Annotated in this window: 17 protein-coding genes; 16 read left to right on the top strand and 1 reads right to left on the bottom strand. The window is 48.0% G+C overall.

The genetic code is table 11. From position 1 onward, the window contains the following. Positions 1 to 121 precede the first annotated feature (121 nt). Positions 122 to 727, top strand: coding sequence for a protein adenylyltransferase Fic (gene fic, locus WMO41_RS00885; RefSeq protein ID WP_349228186.1), 606 nt, complete (start codon positions 122 to 124; stop codon positions 725 to 727). A gap of 169 nt (positions 728 to 896) precedes the next feature. Here the strand turns inward: fic and WMO41_RS00880 are convergent, their stop codons facing one another. Continuing rightward, a complete protein-coding gene (locus WMO41_RS00880; protein ID WP_349228185.1) occupies positions 897 to 2,696 on the bottom strand; it encodes a sigma-54-dependent transcriptional regulator in 1,800 nt (599 codons plus the stop codon). A gap of 177 nt (positions 2,697 to 2,873) precedes the next feature. Between WMO41_RS00880 and WMO41_RS00875 the strand changes: the two genes are divergently transcribed. The 15 genes from WMO41_RS00875 to WMO41_RS00805 all read left to right on the top strand — a co-directional run bounded on the left by WMO41_RS00875 (position 2,874) and on the right by WMO41_RS00805 (position 18,379). Next, positions 2,874 to 4,028, top strand: coding sequence for an iron-containing alcohol dehydrogenase (locus WMO41_RS00875; protein WP_349228184.1), 1,155 nt, complete (start codon positions 2,874 to 2,876; stop codon positions 4,026 to 4,028). Between the two features lie 20 nt (positions 4,029 to 4,048). Next, positions 4,049 to 5,101: a 4-hydroxythreonine-4-phosphate dehydrogenase PdxA gene (gene pdxA, locus WMO41_RS00870; RefSeq protein WP_349228183.1), complete on the top strand. Its 1,053-nt coding sequence runs from the start codon at positions 4,049 to 4,051 to the stop codon at positions 5,099 to 5,101. 5 nt (positions 5,102 to 5,106) lie between these two features. Next, a complete protein-coding gene (locus tag WMO41_RS00865) occupies positions 5,107 to 6,393 on the top strand; it encodes a four-carbon acid sugar kinase family protein (RefSeq protein WP_349228182.1) in 1,287 nt (428 codons plus the stop codon). Between the two features lie 9 nt (positions 6,394 to 6,402). Then, complete coding sequence (locus WMO41_RS00860; protein ID WP_349228181.1) at positions 6,403 to 6,888, top strand: TRAP transporter small permease; 486 nt, start codon at positions 6,403 to 6,405, stop codon at positions 6,886 to 6,888. 16 nt (positions 6,889 to 6,904) lie between these two features. Further along, positions 6,905 to 8,188, top strand: coding sequence for a TRAP transporter large permease (locus tag WMO41_RS00855; protein ID WP_349228180.1), 1,284 nt, complete (start codon positions 6,905 to 6,907; stop codon positions 8,186 to 8,188). 17 nt (positions 8,189 to 8,205) lie between these two features. Beyond that, the gene (locus tag WMO41_RS00850) at positions 8,206 to 9,366 is read left to right on the top strand and encodes a sialidase family protein (protein WP_349228179.1); all 1,161 of its coding nucleotides are present in this window, start codon (positions 8,206 to 8,208) and stop codon (positions 9,364 to 9,366) included. Positions 9,367 to 9,379: 13 nt separating this feature from the next. Further along, the gene (locus tag WMO41_RS00845) at positions 9,380 to 9,826 is read left to right on the top strand and encodes a NanQ anomerase/TabA/YiaL family protein (protein ID WP_349228178.1); all 447 of its coding nucleotides are present in this window, start codon (positions 9,380 to 9,382) and stop codon (positions 9,824 to 9,826) included. Between the two features lie 38 nt (positions 9,827 to 9,864). Further along, entirely contained in the window at positions 9,865 to 10,761 is an 897-nt protein-coding gene (gene dapA / locus WMO41_RS00840) for a 4-hydroxy-tetrahydrodipicolinate synthase (RefSeq protein WP_349228177.1), read from the top strand. 27 nt (positions 10,762 to 10,788) lie between these two features. Beyond that, positions 10,789 to 11,742 carry a 2-keto-3-deoxygluconate permease gene (locus WMO41_RS00835; RefSeq protein WP_349228176.1) on the top strand — a complete coding sequence of 318 codons (954 nt, stop codon included), beginning with the start codon at positions 10,789 to 10,791 and terminating at the stop codon, positions 11,740 to 11,742. Positions 11,743 to 12,014: 272 nt separating this feature from the next. Then, the gene (locus WMO41_RS00830) at positions 12,015 to 12,239 is read left to right on the top strand and encodes a DUF362 domain-containing protein (protein WP_349228175.1); all 225 of its coding nucleotides are present in this window, start codon (positions 12,015 to 12,017) and stop codon (positions 12,237 to 12,239) included. 128 nt (positions 12,240 to 12,367) lie between these two features. Further along, complete coding sequence (locus WMO41_RS00825) at positions 12,368 to 13,867, top strand: Y-family DNA polymerase (RefSeq protein ID WP_349228174.1); 1,500 nt, start codon at positions 12,368 to 12,370, stop codon at positions 13,865 to 13,867. Beyond that, positions 13,867 to 14,403, top strand: coding sequence for a YolD-like family protein (locus tag WMO41_RS00820; RefSeq protein WP_349228173.1), 537 nt, complete (start codon positions 13,867 to 13,869; stop codon positions 14,401 to 14,403). The genes WMO41_RS00825 and WMO41_RS00820 overlap by 1 nt, the downstream gene beginning before the upstream one ends. A gap of 45 nt (positions 14,404 to 14,448) precedes the next feature. Then, positions 14,449 to 16,140 (top strand): AAA family ATPase, encoded by a 1,692-nt coding sequence (locus WMO41_RS00815; protein WP_349228172.1) that lies wholly within the window; start codon positions 14,449 to 14,451, stop codon positions 16,138 to 16,140. 39 nt (positions 16,141 to 16,179) lie between these two features. Further along, positions 16,180 to 17,082, top strand: a complete 903-nt coding sequence (locus WMO41_RS00810; RefSeq protein WP_349228171.1) for a LysR family transcriptional regulator — start codon at positions 16,180 to 16,182, stop codon at positions 17,080 to 17,082. 184 nt (positions 17,083 to 17,266) lie between these two features. Beyond that, the gene (locus WMO41_RS00805; RefSeq protein ID WP_349228170.1) at positions 17,267 to 18,379 is read left to right on the top strand and encodes a 5-methyltetrahydropteroyltriglutamate--homocysteine S-methyltransferase; all 1,113 of its coding nucleotides are present in this window, start codon (positions 17,267 to 17,269) and stop codon (positions 18,377 to 18,379) included. The last annotated feature ends 75 nt before the right edge of the window (positions 18,380 to 18,454 follow it).

Genomic DNA, 18,454 nt, shown 5'->3' with positions numbered 1-18,454 from the left:
TTCCTTTTCCAGTGAGGTCATTGGAAAAGGATTCAATCAGCCTGAGTTCGTTAGGGCGTTAAAGCTTGTTTTTCAATTGGGAATCCTATATAATGATAGAAATGGACATGAGGAGGTCAGCATGGCTCTTGAAAATAAATTAGGCATCACCAGTTCTGCAGAGCTTGCCCGGGAGGAAGAGCGGATCAGCAAGAAAAAAGCGGCAGAACTGTTCAAAAGCGGAACGCTGGACACGCTTCCCGCCGGAACATTCGCATCATTAAAAGAGATACACAGGTGTCTTTTTGAAGATATTTATGAGTTTGCCGGAAAAATACGGACCGTGAATCTGGCAAAAGGCAATTTCCGTTTTGCTCCGCTGATGTATCTGGAGGCGGCGCTGGCGAACATTGATAAAATGCCATGGTCTACGTTTGATGAAATCATTGAAAAATATGTGGAAATGAATATTGCGCATCCGTTTCGGGAAGGAAACGGACGCAGCACCCGCATCTGGCTCGATCAGATGCTGAAAAAAGGCATCGGTCAGGTAGTGGACTGGAGTAAGGTTGATAAAGAAGATTACCTGCTCGCCATGGAGCGCAGTCCCATTAAGGATGTAGAGATTAAAGTACTTTTGAAGGCTGCGCTGACGGATGAGGTAGACAGTGGAGAAGTATTTATGAAAGGAATCGACCACAGCTACTATTACGAGGGATACACGACTTTTAAAACGGAAGATTTGTAAAATAGACAAGGGATGAAAGCAATTTTAGATAATTGCTTTCGTCCCTTGTCTGTATTTTTATATTATTTCAGCAGTTTCTCTACATCCTCAATCCAGGCATCAATCTGTTGTTTTTGACAACGGACTGGAAATATCGGAGCTGTTTTAGCATAGAGGTTCCTCCATAAATTTAGTTTTGATCCGGAATATCAGAGTGCGTTTTGAGAATTCGCCACAGTGTACTGCGGCCGATGCCAAGACGCTGTGCAGTACGGCTCTGATTGTTATTTTCTTCTTTGAGTACCATGCGCACGACATCGTAGGTGATATGTTCAAGCGTCTGATTTAAGTCAAACTGATAGCCGGATTGTCCCGGAGATATCCAGAGTGCAGTTTCCTGATGCAGCAGACGCATGGTGTTTTCATAAGAAATATAAGGGGTTGTGGTGATCAGCATTAATTCATAAACAATCCGCTGCAGCTGATGGAGATTTCCATCCCATGGAAATTGTTTGAGCGCAAGGCTGGCTCTGCTGTCAAATCCAATGATCTGTTTTCCCAGGTCCGCATTCATCTGGTTGATGTAGAGCGTGGTCAGATAGGGAATATCATCTGTCCGTTCTCTCAGAGGCGGAAGATGGAGTGACAGACAGGAAAACAGTTTGGTGATTCCGGTAATGACAGGTTTGGAATCATAGTTTTCGTTATTCGTGGAAAAAGAAAAGTACAGACGGTTTCGTGTTGCCAGCCTGGTATCTGCAATATAGGAGAGCAGTTGGTTGAAAATCTGTGGCGGGATGGTTTCCATCTGTTTCAGGTAAATGCTGTGCCCATTGTGCGCCAGAGGGGACTCATGGTGCGTGAGCAGATAGGTCCAGTTCCGTTCTGTGGCATAGGCACAGTCAATCTGATAAAAAACGGCATTGCGGTAACTGCTTTTGCAGTAAATGTTGTACGCGGCCAGATCTTTTCCTGTTCCTTTTTCACCAGAAATCAGTACGGGGGTGGAAACATGGCTGTACTTTTCAATCAGATCCCGTGTGCTGGACAGGTTGTGTGTGCTGTTAAAGTAGGAAAAATCCATCATGGTATTGCTGCCGGCATTTTTCTCTGTGATTGCATCAATCTTTCGGATCTCCTGTTTTTCTTTCAATAGAGAATAAACATAGAGAAAGGTATGATTCCGCAGGGTTGATTTTTTCATGGTAAACCGGAGGGAGCTTCCTTTGATGCTGCGTTCCAGAGAAGCATCGCCGTTTTCCCATAATTTTTTGAAATGTTCCTGCAAAAAGGAAAGAACCAGCTTTTTTTCATATTCCGGCAGACTGGACATGACGATCCTGCCATACTGGTCGAAAATGGTACAGGAAACAGGATTGTTCTGGAATGCCATGGTCAGCTGTGTCAGTTCCCGGCGGCTTTGCAGGTATCCGCGAGTCAGCGTGATGGCCTGCTGGATCGTACTTTGTACGGATTCGTATCCGCTGGTGACGAGTACGGGCGTGATTTCCATGGAAAGGGCCAGGTCGTGCGCAATGACATCACATACAACTACGGAGATACCAAGATTTTTGATCTGCTGTATGATCGGCCGGGCTTCTTCTTTATGGAAAATCGTATAGATCGGAATATCGTAATCCAGGAGTTCACATAAGACACGGGCATGACTGGTAATGGTTTCAAAGCCTACGATTGCCATAGGCTGGCCGAAAGTCTGCGCGAGCCTGATTGCACGCAGGGCATCCAGCGACCAGAGCCCGATATCGTACACAGGGAGAGAGACATGTTCTTTCAGGTGGGCGGCAGTCCCACCGCGTGAGATGATCGCATCATAGTTCAGCAGATTCCGTTTGACCAGCAGGGAATCTACTTCAGTTAAGTTTGCCACATAGCAGTCTGCCTGTACCTGTGGCTCAGTAAGAAGAACTTCGTGAACTAGTTCATTCATGCCGCGGTAAGGGGATATGACAAGAAAATGGATAGTTTCCATGAATAACCTCCGGTGCTTGCTTTGATATGTTTCATAATAAAACAAAAATAAGAGAAAAGCAACGAAAAAACATAAGTGTTTCATAATGACACAAAAAGAAAAATAGAAATTGTGTAAGAAATGAGACGATGCTGATATGATGGCATCATCAAGGGAGAGTGAAAGGAGCAACAAATCATGAAACATCAGTTGATTATCCCATCTGTACTTTATACAGGAGAGGGAAGCATCGCAGAGAGCATCAGGGAAGTGATCGCAAAAGAGCAGGCAAAGAAAGTGCTTGTTTTTACAGATAAAGGAATCATCGGGGCAGGGTTACTGGATCTTTTACTGGATGCGTTAAAAGAGCAGGAAACCGCATATGAGATTTTCAGTGATCTGAGACCGGAGCCATCTTACGAGGATGTGGAAAAAATCCGCAGACAGGCAGAAAACAGTGAGGGAGACCTGATCGTAGCATTTGGCGGCGGAAGCGTTATGGATGCCGCAAAGCTGGTTTCTATTTTAAAGGGTTCTGACTATTCTGTAAAAGATCTTCTGGCAGACCCGTCTCTTGGAAGAAAACAGATGAAGAGTGTGGCCATCCCGACTACCTGCGGAACCGGTTCTGAGGCAACCTGCAATGCGATCGTGGCAGTTCCGGAAGAGGAAGTAAAGAAAGGTATTGTCAATACCGCCATGATTCCGGATTACGTGATTCTGGATGCGCAGGTGATCAAAAAACTTCCGAAATCCATTGTGGCAGCAACCGGAGTAGATGCGCTGGCGCATGTGGTAGAGTGCTACACTTCCAAAAAGGCCACTCCATTGAGCAATACCTATGCGCTTGCCGGGGCAAAACTGATCTTTGAAAATATCAGAGAGGCTTACTGCAATCCGGACAATATGGAAGCAAAAAGCAATATGATGCTGGGCGCTTTTTACGGTGGTGTGGCAATTACCGGAAGCGGTACTACCGCAGTTCATGCTCTGTCTTATCCGTTAGGCGGCAAATACCACATCCCGCACGGCGTATCCAACGCAATCTTATTTGCGCATGTTATGAAAATGAACAAAGAAGCCTGTGCAGTACAGCTGGCAGAACTTTGTGACGCGATCAATCCGTCCTTGTTTGAGGAAAGCATTGACGCGAAAGCAGATTATGTGATCGGTCAGATCGAGGACATCGTGAAGTTCACGGAGATTCCGACCGATTTATACAGCTTTGGCGTAAAGAAAGAAGATCTGGATTTTCTGGTAGATTCCGGAAGCAAACAGACCAGACTTCTGGTAAATAACCGCAAGGAACTGACACTGGATGACATTCGTTCCATTTATCTGAAGGTTTTATAAGAGAGAAGGGGGATTACAACATGGCACAGTTACCAATTCTGGCAATTACGGCAGGAGATCCTGCAGGAGCCGGACCGGAGATCACCGCAAGAGCATTTGCGAACGACAGTGTTTATGAAATGTGCAGACCAGTCGTGATTGGCGATCCGTGCATGATGCAGCAGGCGCTTGTCTGTACCGGATTAAACGATCAGATCCGGATTCATGTGATCGAAGATGTAAAGGATGCGGTTTATGAGAAGAGCATCATGAATGTTTACGATATGCATCTGATCTCCGATCCGTCTGAGATCGAGCTGGGAAAGATCAGCAAAGAAGCAGGAGAAGCCGCATTCCAGTATGTGGTGAAAGCCATTCAGCTGGCAATGGCAGATGAGGTGGATGGCACGATCACCAACGCAATCAGCAAGGAAGCCATCAACCTGGCAGGACATCATTATTCCGGTCATACGGAGATTTACGCAGACTATACCGGAACAAAAAGGTACTGCATGATGCTGGCACACAATGATTTCCGTGTGGTACATGTATCCACCCATGTATCCTTACGGGAAGCCTGCGACCGTTGTAAAAAAGAGCGGATCCTGGATGTGATCGAGATGGCAGATGAGGTATGCCGCGATCTTGGCATCAAGGAGCCAAAGGTAGCTGTGGCAGGCTTAAATCCACACTGTGGCGAACATGGAATGTTCGGAAGAGAGGAAATTGAGGAGATTGAACCGGCCATTGCGGAGGCAAAGGAAAAGGGCATTCAGGCAATCGGACCGTGTCCGCCGGATACGGTATTTTCCCAGGCAATCGGCGGCTGGTATGACATTGTTGTATGCATGTACCATGATCAGGGACATATTCCGACAAAAGTACAGGGATTTGTGTATGACCGTGAGCGGCAGCAGTGGAATGCAGTTGCGGGAATCAATATCACGCTGGGACTTCCGATCATCCGTGTATCCGTAGATCATGGAACCGCTTTCGATCATGCCGGAAAAGGAGACGCAAATGAACTGAGCCTGCTCAATTCCATCGAATATGGAGCAAAGATGGCCCTGAGCAGACTTGAGAAAAGGGGGTAATCCATATGGATAAACTCCTGATCATTGCAGACGATTTTACCGGTGCGCTGGATACTGGAATCCAGTTTACCAAGATGGGGGTCCGCGCAAAGATCATCACGGATTACCAGTATGATTTTCAGGATCTGAAGGAGGAATACAGGCTGCTAGTGGTCAACACCGACACACGGCCCCTTTCCCCGGAAGAGGCGTATCAGAGAGTCTTCCATCTTGCGTCAAACGCCAGAAAAGCCGGATTCGGGTATGTATATAAAAAGACCGATTCCGGGCTTCGCGGAAATGTAGGCGCAGAGTTAAAAGCAGTCATGGATGCCTATGAAGAAACCGTGGCGTACTGCATTCCCGCGCTTCCATCCCTCCACCGGACGACGAAGGATGGCGTACATTACATTGATGGTGTTCCGGTAGAGGAAAGTGTTTTTGGAAAGGATCCGTTTGAGCCGGTTTTAAAATCGGATGTGGCAGATGTGATTCATCTCCAGAATGAGATTCATGTGGAGAAGGTGCCGCTGTTTTCTTACGAGCATGTAAAGTGGGAACAGGAAGAACCGACGGTATTTCTGTTTGACGCGGAGACGGATTATGATATGTACCGGATTGCCGGAAGACTGAAAGAACATACCAATTACCGGATCTGCGCCGGCTGCGCGGGATTTGCTGCGGCATATGAAGTACTAATTGATTTTGAGCGAGGAAATCCGCATTATATGCAGGATTCAGACGGACTTCTGGTTTTATGCGGAAGCGTAAATGAAATTACTGTAAAGCAGCTGGCCTATGCAAGAGAGCACGGCTTTCCGTCTGAACGCCTGAAAAATGAGCAGAAACTGAATCCCGAATACAGAACATCCGAAGCAGGAGAAGCATTTCTTAACCAGCTTTACGAAAAGCTCTGTGGAACGGACCGGTATCTGGTAGATACGTTAGATGAGGCAGATGAGGAAAGCGCACTGGCCTATGCAGAGCGAATGCGTCTGACCAGCAGTCAGGTACGGTTCGGAATCGCGGATACTCTGGGATGGATCGCAGTCGGTATGATCAGGCGGGGCTGGAATGGAACCCTGTGCATGACCGGAGGGGATACCCTGATGGGATTTATGCGTCTGACCGGAGTAACGGAACTGGTGCCGATCTGCGAGATCGGAAAAGGGGCAGTTCTCTCTGCCATGCGCTGGAATGGCAGAAGAATTCAGGTAATCTCCAAATCTGGTGGATTTGGGGAAGAAACGATTTTTCAGCAGATGTATGACACTGTTTTTGATGAGACAAGCATTTACAGAAAGAAGAATTAGGGGGTAAACATGGAGACAGCAAAGAACAAATGGCTGGGTATTTTTGATGAGGCAGAAGAAAATGTAATCGCTGCCGGAATTATTCTTATGGTTCTGATGGAGACGGTAAACACCATTTTTAAATTCGCGTATCCGTCAGCAGCAGGTCTGCCGGAGGAACTGGCAAACTTTGCATACACCTGGGTTGCGTTTTTATGCGCAAGTTTTTGTACCAAGCGTAGTGCGAACATCATTGTGGATGCGCTTACAAACCTGTATCCGAAAGCATTGCGGAATGTCCTGGAATATGTACAGTATGTCCTTGATATTGCAATGTCCCTGATGATCATTTATGGAGGTTTTCAATTTGTCGGAAAAACCATTGCTGAGGGAGGCACCGGAAAAACCGGATTTCCGCTCTGGATCGTGTATCTGGCACCCATCGTGGGATTTGGCGTAAACATCATTCGTGACATTCAGAAAATCATGGAAGTAAAGGCTTCCAGAGCAAAATAATACAGGGGGATCAATTATGTTATCATTAATTTTCGTATCATTTTTTATTGTCCTGCTGGGACTCGGATTTTCCATGACCTTATCTTATGGCGCGGCATTTATTATACCGGCAATTGCGACTGGTTTTACCCAGTACGATATGATGAGCATTGTGGAGTGGCTTTGTAAGGCAGCAGGAAAAAGCACCTATGTTGCGATTGCGCTGTTTGTAGTTTCCGGAAATATCATGTCAAAAGGGAAGCTGACGGAACAGATCTTCGCGTTTTTTCAGTATTTCTTAGGCAAAAGCCGTTCCTGCATTCCCATGGTTGCTGTTCTCACCGCAATTTTCTATGGAATGATCTCCGGATCCGGAATGGCCGTTGTGGCAGCCGTTGGCGCTATGGTGCTTCCGATGCTGATTGATTACGGTTACGACCGTGCGTTCTTTGCCGCAATGCTCGCGGCAGCAGGTTCTCTTGGTCAGCTGATTCCGCCGAGTTCCGCAATCTTACAGTACTGCGCGATGGCCGGTACGGATGAGGGACAGATGTTCAAGGTCGGTGCAGTCATTGGATTTACCTGTGCAGTCGTTCTGCTGGCACTGACGCTGATTCACTGCAGAAAAGACACCGGAGATATGGAGAAATCCAGAAAAGCTTATGAGAGTTTAAAGGCAGAAGGATTTGTAAAGGTAGTAGGAACCTCCATCTGGGGACTTCTTTCACCGGTCATCATCCTTGGAGGTATTTTTTCCAATCTGCTCAGTGTTGTAGAGGCAGCAGCAATTTCTGTAGTATACGCATGTTTCGTATCTCTGTTTATTTACAAATCCCTGGACCTGAAAGGATTATGGGAAGCATTTAAGGGTTCTGTAAAAAACGTAGCTTCTGTTGCGATGATGCTTGCATTTGCGGTAGCATTTTCCAGCCTTCTGGATGTATTCCATGGTGGTGATATTATTGCGGCGGCAATCACAAGCGTTCTTTCTACTCCGACCGCATTCATTATTGCATCGGTTGTGGTGATGTCCATCGGTATGATGTTCATGAACCCGATCGCGATCATTGTTCCGATCGTGGCGCCGATCGCGGCATCGTTTGGAATTGATCCGATGGTATATGGAGCCGGTATGTCCGGTATCGTGGCAATCGGTTCCCTGACTCCGCCGTTTGGTGTATCCCTGTACATCATGTCACCAATCGCAAAGGTACATCCGATGACAATCGCAAAGAAAGTGCTTCCGTTCTGGGGCGTTATGACACTGATTATTTTGATTTATATGCTCTTTCCGCAGTTAAGCGTGTGGGCATACCGATAAAATTTGGAGGATTATGTATGGAATACAGACACATTGGAGGACTGACTCCGGATGGAACTGTTTATGTAAATGATGATATGGGAACTCTGGAGGCAATGGTACCTCCGGGAAAATACGCGACAGCTCATGCTCCGGCACTTCTGGAACTGGAAAACGGAGATATGCTCTGTGCATGGTTTGCTGGTTCCTTTGAGGGCAGCAAGGATATCAGCATTGTATGCGCAAGAAAAGAAAAGGGCTCCGATCACTGGGAGGAGCCGGTGGCAGTATCTTACGATAGCGAACGAAGCGAGCAGAATCCGTCCTTATTCCTGGGACCGGATGGCGCGGTATGGTGTATGTACACTGCGCAGCTGGATCGTATGGAAGGAAAAGATAACATGCAGTTTACTTCTATTATCCGCCGCCAGAAATCGTTTGATGGCGGAAAAACCTGGGGAGAGGCAGATGTGATTTTCCCGCAGGAAGGAAGCTTCTGCAGACAGCCAATCCAGGTGCTTTCCAATGGAAGATGGATCTTCGGAAACTGGATCTGCACCGATTCTGTGAATGGCCTGGAAGGTGATCCGACCGCGTTCCGTATTTCTGACGACCAGGGAAAAAGCTGGAAGCTAGTGGAAATGCCGGAAAGCAACGGCGCGGTACATGCGAATGTAGTAGAGCTGGAACCTGGAAAACTGATCGCGCTGATGAGAAGCCGCTTTGCCGATTTTGTATACATCAGCCATTCGGATGATAATGGTGATACCTGGACCAAACCGGAGCCGACCGTGCTTCCGAACAACAACTCCAGCATCAGTGCCTTAAAGCTTCAGAGCGGAAGACTGGCAATTGCCTACAATCCGACCCATGTGCCGAATCCGCAGTATGGCAAGGTGGCATGGCCGGGACTGCGCTGTCCGGTAGCGGTTGCGCTTTCTGAGGATGGAGGCAAAACCTTTCCGATGGTGCGCCTGATGGAGCGCGGAGAGGGATTTTCCGGTGAGGAAAATACCACCAATAACAAGCAGTATGAGTATCCGTATCTGATGCAGGGAAAAGATGGAAGACTGCATCTTGCCTATGCCTATAAGAACAGAATCGGAATCAAGTATGTAAGCTTTACAGAGGAAGATGTGATGGGAAGCAAGCGGGAAACCGTAGGATTATACAATCCGACTGCGGCTCAGAGCAGATAGGAGCGAGCAGATTATGATCATTGATCGCGTTGAAAATATGGAATATTATGAATCCATTCTTCCGGGCCTGAAGAATGGGTTAAAGACCCTCAGAGAACTCCCGTCCCGGGAAGTGGGAAGATATGAATTTGAAGGCGGATTTCTCATGATTCAGGAAGGCGATACCAAACCGATGGACGAAGGAACTTTTGAGGCGCACCGCAAATATGTGGATGTTCAGATTATGCTGGAAGGATGTGAGGAGCTTGCCTGGGAGGACCGCAGTAAGCTGGTGCCAGTCATTCCTTACAATGAGGAAAAAGATCAGGAACGTCTGGATGGCGTAAAGAATCATACGATTCTGATTTCTAAGGGAATGTTCTTTGCAGCATTTCCCCAGGATGGACATAAAGCAGTTTCGCACACAGGCGAGCAGCATCATTACAGAAAAGCCGTGATGAAGCTGCGGCTTCCGGAATAGAACTATGCGTAAAAAAATTATTTTTGGAGGAAAGAACAATGACAGAGATTAAAGGTATTATTGCTGCAATGCAGACCCCGATGTTTGAGGATGGAAGCATCAATGAGGCAGAGATGAGAAATCAGATCAACCGCGAGATTGAGGCAGGATGCGATGGCATTTTCTGTCTTGGCACGAACGGAGAATTTTATATTTTGAGCTTTGAAGAAAAAGTGCGTGTGATGGAAATTTTTGTGGAGGAAGCAAAGGGACGTGTACCGGTATACGCAGGTACTGGCTGTGTCAGCACAGCAGAAACCATTGCCCTTTCCAAAAAGGCACAGGAGATCGGAGTGGATGTGTTATCCGTAATCACCCCCTATTTTGCAGCAATCAGCCAGGACGAGTTATATGCACATTACAAAGCAGTTGCGGAGACAGTTAATCTCCCGATTGTGATGTACAACATTCCGGCCCGCACCGGCGCTGCGCTGGCTCCGGCAACCGTAGGAAAACTGGCGGATATCAAGAACATTGCAGGTGTGAAGGATTCCAGCGGAAACTTCAATAACATTCTGCAGTACATTGACGCAACAAAGGGAAAAGATTTTGCGGTACTTTCCGGGAATGACGCCCTGATCCTGTATACCCTGATGGCTGGCGGTAAGGGTGGAATCACCGCGATCGCAAACATTCTTCCAGAGATCATGGTAAGCATTTACCAGAAATACCTGGCAGGGGATATCGAGGGGGCAAAAGAAGCACAGTCCTCCATCGCACCGATTCGTGACTGCTTCAAGTATGGCAACCCGAACTCCATCGTAAAATGTGCGACCAATTTGATCGGATACCCGGTAGGTCCGTGCAGAAAGCCGTTTGGCATGGTTGGAGAGGAAGCACAGAAAGCCATTCTGGATACCATCAATACCTATTATGCGGAGTACAAAAAGAATTGATTGGAACGAATCTGAGGAGATCTGGTTATGAAAATCATGGAAACAGTAAAGAAAATTCCAGGAGGTCTGATGATCGTTCCGCTCCTTCTTGGATGCCTGGTAAATACATTTTTTCCACAGGTGTTTGCCTATTTTGATGGAACGTTTACCTACTCTCTCTGGAAGGGCGGTTCCATGTCACTGCTGGCAGCGTTTCTGTTTTGCAATGGCACAACGATCAATTTTAAAGAAGCAGGTGTTACTGTTTATAAAGGAGTTGTATTGACGGCAGCTAAGGTATTATCCGGTATGATCTGCGGTCTTCTGGTGGGAATGATCTTTGGTGAAAACGGAATCTTTGGAATTGCACCCATTGCGATCATCGCATGTTTTTCTAATTCCAATGGAGGAATTTATGCGGCTCTGGCAGGCGAATATGGAGATGGAACTGATGTTGGTGCCGTATCAATCCTGGCGCTCAATGACGGACCATTCTTCACTATGCTGGCACTTGGCGCGGCAGGATATTCCGTTCCCGTCAATACACTGGCAGGATGTGTGGTTCCGATCCTTGCAGGCGTGATCCTTGGAAACCTGGATCCGGAAATCCGTAAATTCTGTGAACCGGGAGCTACGATGCTGATTCCGTTTTTCGCATTCCCGCTTGGAGCAAATCTGACACTGTCATCGTTTGCAAAAGCAGGAATTCCTGGAATTATGCTGGGTGTGTGTGGCACTCTGATTACCGGAATGACAGGATTTTTGGTATACAAGCTTCTGAAGATGAAGGTTCCGGCGCTTGGCGCTGCTGTCAGTTCCACGGCAGGAAATGCAGCGGCGACTCCGGCAGCGCTTGCGGCAGCCGGGGTGATCAGTACGCAGATCAGCGATACTGCTACGGCACAGATTTCAGCAGCAATCATTGTGACAGCAATCCTTTGTCCAATGCTGGTAACCTTTTTGTATGGACGAACGAACAGGCAGAAGGAAGCAGCAGTATAAAAAATTCTCCCTGAATAAAAGATTTCAGAAAACAACAAAACGACAGAAAATATTGCCGCAGCCATCAGACATGGGGCGCGGCGATATTTTCTGTCGTTTTGTTTTCTGTATGAAATTGTATGCTTTTCGAAAGCAGCGGAAATGACGATAGCACAGACAAAAAGGAAAAGCAAAGGGGAAAAAATAGAACTGGTGTTCGCAATACCTGTGGACAGAAAAATAAGCGTATGGTATACTGAATATCAGACTGAGAATCAAAAAGGAGTAACGAAATGACGAACGAAACAGATTTCCAGGAGAAAAAGCCAGCATACTATATTCTTGACAACTGCACCCGCTGCGGACGCTGCGCCCAGAAATGCCCGCTTCACGCGCTGGTGCCGCGCCAGGGGCATTACCGGATCGATCTGCGGTTCTGCGATGGATGCGGAATCTGCTATGACATCTGCCCGATCGGGGCAGTGGAGAAGGGAAGCGGACCAGAGCAAAGCACGTGAAGCCGAAAAGGTAAATTGCGGCTGTGACCAGTCATGGAGGTTTAAGCATGAGATCAGATGTCACTGAAAATAAAAAATCCACGTTATCTGGCGAAAAAGAAGGCTTGGTTTCGCGCACGTATCTGTGCATGGATTTGAAATCATTTTATGCCTCTGTGGAATGTGCAGACCGTGATCTGGATCCGCTGACCACGAATCTTGTCGTGGCAGACCCGTCCCGGACGGAGAAGACCATCTGTCTGGCGGTTTCTCCGTCTCTGAAAGCGTATGGAATTTCCGGACGTGCCAGACTCTTTGAAGTGATTGAGCAGGTGCGACGCGCCAATGTGATGCGCAAAAAGTCAGCGCCGGGCGGGCGCTTTACCGGATCATCGGTTCAGGCACCGGAGCTGGCGGCACATCCGGAGTACCAGATTGACTATCTGATCGCGTCGCCGCGCATGGCCCACTACATGGAAGTGAGTACGAGGGTTTATGACATTTATCTGAAATACGCGGCGCCGGAGGACATTCATGTCTACTCCATTGACGAGGTGTTTATGGACCTGACCAACTATCTGCCCGCTGCCGGATGCACAGCGCGGGAGTACGCAAAAAAGATTATGAAGGAGATCTTTGCGGTTACAGGACTTACGGCCACGGCCGGGATCGGAACCAATCTGTACCTGGCGAAGATTGCCATGGATATTGAGGCAAAGCACATCCCGGCAGACGAGGATGGGACCCGGATTGCCATGCTGGATGAGATCAGCTATCGGCGTAAACTCTGGACCCATCAGCCCATCACGGATTTCTGGAGAGTGGGGCGCGGCTATGCGGCGAAGCTTGCGGAAAACGGTATGTACACGATGGGAGATGTGGCGCGCTGTTCTATTGGAAAGCCGGGGGCTTATCATAATGAAGAACTGTTATACCGGCTGTTTGGAATCAATGCCGAGCTTCTGATTGATCATGCCTGGGGGTACGAACCCTGCCGCATGGAACACATCAAGGCATACCGTCCGGAAAACAACAGCATCGGGTCCGGACAGGTACTGCATTGTCCCTACACGGCAGCAGATGCCAGGCTGGTGGTAAAGGAGATGGCGGATCAGCTGACGCTGCAGCTGGTGGATCAGGGGCTGGTGACCGACCAGATGGTGCTGACTGTTGGGTATGATATTGAAAATCTGACCAATCCAAAGCGCAGTGGCGGTTACAAAGGCGAAGTGGCAAAAGACCGCTATGGAAGAAAGATTCCAAAACATGCCCATGGAACGGAGAATCTGGGACATCTGACTTCCTCCACCCGGCAGATTACCGAGGCTGTGATAAATCTTTATGACCGCATTGTGAATGAAAAACTGCTGATCCGCCGCATGTATCTGGTCGCAAACCATGTGGTGCCGGAACATTCCGTAAGCCGGGAACCGGTGGTGGAACAGCTTGACTTGTTCATGGATTACGCGGCACTGGAAAAGCAGCGGAAACAGGAAAAACAGGAACTGGAGCGGGAAAAACGTCTGCAGCATGCTATGCTGGATATTAAGAAGAAGTTTGGAAAAAATGCCATTCTGAAAGGCATGAATCTCTGCGAAGGGGCAACGGCGAAGGAACGGAATGACCAGATCGGAGGGCATAAGGCGTAATGGACCAGAAAAAAGATTTTTCGCAATATGAAGACATGCTCTATCTCAAACGCCCGGTATCCCGCAGTCACCTGCCCATGGATATCATGGACCGGGCGGCACAGTTTTCACCCTTTGCAGCGTTGACTGGATATGGGGATGCGGTAAAGGAAACTGCACGGCAGACGGAACGAAAACAGGAACTGGATGAGTACGAGAAGGCGGCGCTGGATGAACAGCTGCATGAGCTGGAGGCACAGATGCGGGGCGGGGAACTGTCACGACAAATGCAGGATGGCACACAGACAGCGGAATTGCAGGCAGCAGAACCGCAGCGAGCAGGCGCAGAGCTGTGGCCGCAGGTTACCATCACCTACTTCGTCCTGGACGAACACAAAGAAGGCGGTGCCTACCGCACTATTACCGGAGCCGTAAAGAAAATTGATTATTATGCGCGGTGCATCATTCTGGAAAACGGGACGCAGGAGGGCGAGATTGTGCCGGTGGATGATATTATGAAGCTGGATATCCATGTGGATTTCGATTCCCAGGTATGATAAGATAATAAACAAGAAATTCAGAACAGAAACGGGGTGGAGCAGATGCCATGTACGATCGGAATCGGAAAGCAGGACTTTGCGTCTTTGAGGGAAGGTAATTATTTCTACATCGATAAAACAAAACTGATCTCGCAGTGGTGGGAGTCAGGGGATTCGGTTACGCTGATTACCCGTCCGAGGCGGTTTGGAAAAACGCTGAATATGAGTATGATGAATTGCTTCTTTTCAAACCAATATGCAGACCGTCAGGATCTTTTTACTGGTCTTGAGATATGGAATGAGGAGAAGTATCAGAGTCTTCAGGGAAGTTATCCGGTCATATTCTTAAGTTTTGCTGCCATAAAAGCTGACAATCTTCAGGATACCAAAAAACAGATCAAAGCACAGATTACAGAAGTGTACCGGAATAACCGGTATCTGCTTGATGGTGCTTTGCTTAGTGAGCAGGAAAAGAAAGAATACGAGCAGATAACCAAGGATATGGGAGATGCAGAGTGTTCTTTGAGCATTCGCACATTGTGCAGCTATCTGTTCCGCTACTATGGAAAAAAAACAATCGTTCTTCTGGACGAATACGACACGCCCATGCAGGAGGCGTACATTCATGGCTACTGGAAGGAATTTACATCGTTCATCCGGAGCCTGTTCAATTCGACTTTTAAGACCAATCCGTATCTGGAACGTGGAATGATGACTGGAATCACCCGGGTTTCCAAAGAATCGGTTTTTTCAGATCTGAATAACCTCAGCGTGATCACAACCACTTCAGAGCGGTATGCGGACTGTTTTGGTTTTACGGAGGCAGAGGTATTTGCTTCTCTGGAACAGTTTGGCTTAATAGAGAAAAAGAAAGAAGTGAAGCGCTGGTATGACGGTTTTACGTTTGGATCGAAGCGGGATATCTATAATCCATGGTCCATCACGAATTTCCTGCGGGAAAAAACATTCATGGCCTACTGGGCAGCAACCAGCGGAAATGTGCTGATCAACAAGCTGATCCGAACGGCATCTGCGGAAATAAAGGAAGGCATGGAGGATCTGCTTCAGGGCAGAGAAATTGTGGTAACCTTTGACGAGCAGATTGTATTTGACCAGCTGGATCATGCGCAGAACGCAATCTGGAGCCTGCTTGTGGCCAGCGGGTATTTAAGGGTGGAGCAGGTCGAATACCGCGGAGCATGGAGAAAACCGTGGTATCATCTGATGATCACCAATCTGGAAACCCTGGGGATGTTTTCCGATATGTTTGCCGGATGGTTTGAAAATTCCGGAACCAATTATAATGCGTTTATCGAGGCTCTTTTGAAGGGAAATATAAAAGAAATGAACGCCTACATGAATGATGTGGCACTGACTACTTTCAGCAGCTTTGACACGGGAAATCATCCGTCTGAGCGGACGCAGCCAGAACGCTTTTATCATGGCTTTGTGCTGGGACTTCTGGTGGAACTGCAGGATACTTATCTGATCCGGTCCAACCGGGAAAGCGGGCTGGGGCGGTACGATGTGATGTTGATTCCGCAAAAGCCGGAATTTGATGGAATCATCCTGGAGTTTAAGGTTCGTGAGACGGAAGAGGAAGCTTCTCTGGGTGACACGGTTTGTGAAGCATTGAAGCAGATCAAAGAGAAGCAGTATGACCGGGAACTGATCGCGCATGGTGTGCCGGAAGACCGGATCCGCTGTTATGGATTCGCGTTTGAGGGTAAGCGGGTGCTGATCGGAGCCGGTTGATATGATGAAAGAAAACGCAATCAGACAAAGGACAAATCTATGACACTGACACAGTTAAAATACATCGTAGAGACCGCGGAGGCCGGGACTATCAGCAAGGCGGCGGAAAAACTGTATATTTCCCAGCCGAGCCTGACGGCGGCTATCCGGGAACTGGAGCATGAGTTTGGCATCACAATTTTTCAGCGTACCAACAAAGGCATTATCCTGACGTCTGAGGGGGAGGAATTTCTCGGTTATGCCAGACAGGTCATTACCCAGACGAGTCTGATGGAAGAGCGCTATTCCGGCGCATCTCCGGTGCGCCACCAGTTTTGTGTTTCCACCCAGCACTATTCCTTTGCGGTGGAGGCGTTTGTGGAGCTGTTAAAAACCTATGGCGGCGAAACTTACGATTTCCGAATCCGTGAGACCCAGACCTATGAGATCATTGAGGATGTGGCGAAGCTGAAAAGTGAAGTTGGGGTGCTTTATCTGAATCAGTTTAATGAGACGGTGTTGCGAAAGGCCTTCAAAGAGCATGATCTGAAATTTGAACGTCTGTTTCTGGCAAAGCCCCATGTATTTGTGGGCTCCGGAAATCCGCTGGCAAAACGGGAGAAGATCACGTTGCAGGATCTGGAACCGTATCCGCGGCTTTCCTACGAGCAGGGAGATCACAATGCCTTTTATTTTTCGGAGGAGATTTTAAGCACTCTGGAGAGCAGGAAGGACATCCGGGTCTGCGACCGGGCAACACTGTTTAACTTGTTGATTGGTCTGAACGGCTACACCATCTGCAGCGGTGTGATCAATGAAACACTGAACGGAAAAGACATTGTGGCGGTGCCGTTAGACGCCGATGATTATATGGAAATCGGGTATATCACGAACAAAAAAGTGGTGCCGGGGAAGTTTGCGGCACATTATATTGAGGCACTGAAACGGTTTGCTATAGACTAAAACTATGACAAACCGCTTTTTTTCAATATTTCACAGAGAACGAAAATGCGGGTATGATAAGAGCCATGAACAGCATGACATGCTGACAGTCAACTGAAGAATTTGAGAGAAGCAGCTATGGACGCATTTGCAGGAACGCAGAATGGCTGCAAATAACGGACAAAACAGATAAGGAGACAACAACATGAGCAAAAATACCCCATTTCGTTATGATTATGTAGGAAGTTTTTTAAGACCGGAGCAGTTAAAGAAGGCGCGCGCTGAGTTTGAGGCAGGAACTATCACCGCAGAGGAATTAAAGAGAGCAGAAGACGCAGCCATTACCGATCTGGTAGCAAAACAGAAAAAGGCAGGATACCATGTGATTACCGATGGCGAGTTCCGCCGTGCTACCTGGCACCTGGACTTCATGTGGGGATTTAACGGCGTAGGCCACAGCGCCACCGAAGAGGGACTTCCGTTCCATGATGAGGCAGCAAAAATCGATGACACTTTCCTGACCGGAAAAATCTCCGTGGAACATCATCCGTTTGTGGAGCACTACAAATTCGTGAAAGCGCTGGAAGATGAGAATACCGTAGCAAAACAGACGATCCCGGCACCGGCCCAGTTTTTAGAGCAGCTGGTAATGCCGATGAACATTGAGGATACCAGAAAGATTTATCCGGATGATGAGGAGCTGATTGCGGATCTGGTAGCCGGATACAAAAAGGTCATCGCAGATCTCTACGCGGCAGGATGCAGAAACATCCAGCTGGATGACTGTACCTGGGGATGTTTTGTGGATCCGAAGGCAAGAATGTTCTTTGGAACCGACGACACAGGACTGGAAAAACTGCAGAAAGAATTCCTGGAGATCAACAATCTGGTAATTGAGGGACAGCCGGAGGATCTGGTCATCAACACCCACATCTGCCGTGGAAACTTCCATTCCACCTGGGCCTGCACCGGTGCTTACGACAAGATCGCGGAGCTGGTATTTGGAAAGGAAAATGTCAACGCGCTGTATCTGGAGTTCGATGACGCACGTTCCGGCGGATTTGAGTGCTTGAAGCATGTTTCTGAGGATAAGAAGGTCGTTCTGGGCCTGATCACAACAAAATCTCCGAAGCTGGAGGACAAGAACGCTGTGATTGCGCGCATCCATGAGGCAGCAAAGTACGTGCCGTTAGACCGCCTGTACTTAAGCCCTCAGTGCGGCTTCGCTTCCTGCGAGATCGGCAACAAGCTGACCGAGGAAGAGCAGTGGGCAAAACTGAAACTGGTAAAAGAGATTGCAGAGGAAGTCTGGGGATAAAGGAGAACAGTACCATGCAGATAAGGCGCATATCTGCATGAGAACTGGAAAAAACCGGCAGGTCAGCTATGAAAA

Source organism: Ventrimonas faecis (assembly GCF_040096075.1).
GTDB lineage: Bacteria > Bacillota > Clostridia > Lachnospirales > Lachnospiraceae > Brotaphodocola > Brotaphodocola faecis.
The sequence above is the reverse complement of the archived record's forward strand: the minus strand, read 5'-3'. Positions and strand labels throughout refer to the sequence as shown.

Excerpts from the sequence above, each read along its gene's own strand:
- WMO41_RS00875 (WP_349228184.1), top strand. The coding sequence starts at position 2,874 with ATGAAACATCAGTTGATTATCCCATCTGTACTTTATACAGGAGAGGGA.
- WMO41_RS00855 (WP_349228180.1), top strand. The coding sequence starts at position 6,905 with ATGTTATCATTAATTTTCGTATCATTTTTTATTGTCCTGCTGGGACTC.
- WMO41_RS00835 (WP_349228176.1), top strand. The coding sequence starts at position 10,789 with ATGAAAATCATGGAAACAGTAAAGAAAATTCCAGGAGGTCTGATGATC.
- WMO41_RS00825 (WP_349228174.1), top strand. The coding sequence starts at position 12,368 with ATGGATTTGAAATCATTTTATGCCTCTGTGGAATGTGCAGACCGTGAT.
- WMO41_RS00820 (WP_349228173.1), top strand. The coding sequence starts at position 13,867 with ATGGACCAGAAAAAAGATTTTTCGCAATATGAAGACATGCTCTATCTC.
- WMO41_RS00805 (WP_349228170.1), top strand. The coding sequence starts at position 17,267 with ATGAGCAAAAATACCCCATTTCGTTATGATTATGTAGGAAGTTTTTTA.
- pdxA (WP_349228183.1), top strand. The coding sequence starts at position 4,049 with ATGGCACAGTTACCAATTCTGGCAATTACGGCAGGAGATCCTGCAGGA.
- WMO41_RS00830 (WP_349228175.1), top strand. The coding sequence starts at position 12,015 with ATGACGAACGAAACAGATTTCCAGGAGAAAAAGCCAGCATACTATATT.
- dapA (WP_349228177.1), top strand. The coding sequence starts at position 9,865 with ATGACAGAGATTAAAGGTATTATTGCTGCAATGCAGACCCCGATGTTT.
- WMO41_RS00845 (WP_349228178.1), top strand. The coding sequence starts at position 9,380 with ATGATCATTGATCGCGTTGAAAATATGGAATATTATGAATCCATTCTT.
- fic (WP_349228186.1), top strand. The coding sequence starts at position 122 with ATGGCTCTTGAAAATAAATTAGGCATCACCAGTTCTGCAGAGCTTGCC.
- WMO41_RS00815 (WP_349228172.1), top strand. The coding sequence starts at position 14,449 with ATGCCATGTACGATCGGAATCGGAAAGCAGGACTTTGCGTCTTTGAGG.
- WMO41_RS00865 (WP_349228182.1), top strand. The coding sequence starts at position 5,107 with ATGGATAAACTCCTGATCATTGCAGACGATTTTACCGGTGCGCTGGAT.
- WMO41_RS00810 (WP_349228171.1), top strand. The coding sequence starts at position 16,180 with ATGACACTGACACAGTTAAAATACATCGTAGAGACCGCGGAGGCCGGG.
- WMO41_RS00880 (WP_349228185.1), bottom strand. The coding sequence starts at position 2,696 with ATGGAAACTATCCATTTTCTTGTCATATCCCCTTACCGCGGCATGAAT.
- WMO41_RS00860 (WP_349228181.1), top strand. The coding sequence starts at position 6,403 with ATGGAGACAGCAAAGAACAAATGGCTGGGTATTTTTGATGAGGCAGAA.
- WMO41_RS00850 (WP_349228179.1), top strand. The coding sequence starts at position 8,206 with ATGGAATACAGACACATTGGAGGACTGACTCCGGATGGAACTGTTTAT.